The following is a 1,270-nucleotide window of genomic DNA, read 5'->3' on the forward strand; positions in this document are numbered from 1 at the left end:
ATTAGCTTCTCTGGGGCGCTTCGCTCTCCACCGTGGTGATCGAAAATTGTGCGCGCCGGTTGCGGTTGCGGACGGGGTCTGCGCTGGTATAGCGGCCGCGCGGCGGACGGTTCATGCTGGAGGGTGTTTCGGTCGACCCCGGTCGCACTATGTTGCCTGTGAGCCCGCAAATTAGCCTGAGGGTGGAGAGCCCCTTTTCCACGGGGACCGTGGAATGTTGCCTTCGAGCACGAGTGTCAGAATTCTGTTTCACACCGCTCTCCCCGAAACACCTCTTTGTCAATCCCGTTGGAAGGTGGTGGTTTCGGATGGATGTGGTGCACCCGCGGTGTGCGGGTATCGACTGCTCGAAGAAGGACGCGAAGGTCTGTGTGCGGATTGCGGGCCAAGGCCGTAAGCGGGCGTCGTCGACGGTGACGACGTGGGGTGCGACGACGGCGCAGATCTTGGCGTTGCGTGAGCACCTGCTCGCCGAGAAGGTCACGTGTGTGGTTATCGAGTCCACCAGTGACTACTGGAAGCCGTTCTACTACTTGCTCGACGACGTGCTGGAGATGATGCTGGTCAACGCCTCTCGGGTACGCAACGTACCCGGTCGCAAGACCGATGTGTCCGATGCTGCCTGGCTGGCCGATCTGGGGGCGCACGGTCTGGTGACCGCATCGTTGGTGCCGCCGCCCGCGGTCCGGGCGCTGCGGGATCTGACCCGCGCCCGCACCCACATCACTCGGGAACGCTCACGTGAGGTGCAGCGGCTGGAGAAGTTGCTTGAGGACGCTGGGATCAAACTGTCCTCGGTGGCCACCGACATCACCGGGGTATCGGGACGAGCGATGCTCGAAGCACTGATCGCCGGCCAGACCGATCCCGCTGTGATCGCCGATCTGGCCAAGCGCACGCTGCGGCGCAAGATCCCGGACCTGACCGAGGCGCTGGTCGGCCGGTTCACTGAGCATCACGCGTTCATGGCCCGGTTGTTCCTGGACCGCATCGACGCGCACAGCGCCGACATCGGTCGCCTCGACGCGCGGATCGAGGAGGCGATGGCGCCCTTTCGTGTCGCCCGGGAACTGTTGATCAGCATTCCCGGGTTCTCGACCAAGACCGCCGAGGTGTTCATCGCCGAAACCGGCGGGGACATGAGCGTGTTCCCCAGCGCGGGGCATTTGGCTTCCTGGGCCGGAGTTTCACCGGGCTCCAACCAATCCGCTGGCCGAGTCAAGTCGACGAGGACACGTCCGGGCAATCCGTATCTCAAGGGTTCACTTGG

At 63.8% G+C, this 1,270-nt stretch carries 1 protein-coding gene; it reads left to right on the forward strand.

Translation table 11 applies throughout. The annotated features are described in order from the left end of the window. Positions 1-308: 308 nt before the first annotated feature. Positions 309-1,270 (forward strand): IS110 family transposase (locus HNP02_RS42195; RefSeq protein ID WP_184446773.1); only part of this gene is annotated, 962 nt, incomplete at its 3' end.

It is taken from the genome of Mycobacterium sp. AZCC_0083, from assembly GCF_014202335.1.
In the GTDB taxonomy this organism is placed as follows: Bacteria; Actinomycetota; Actinomycetes; order Mycobacteriales; family Mycobacteriaceae; genus Mycobacterium.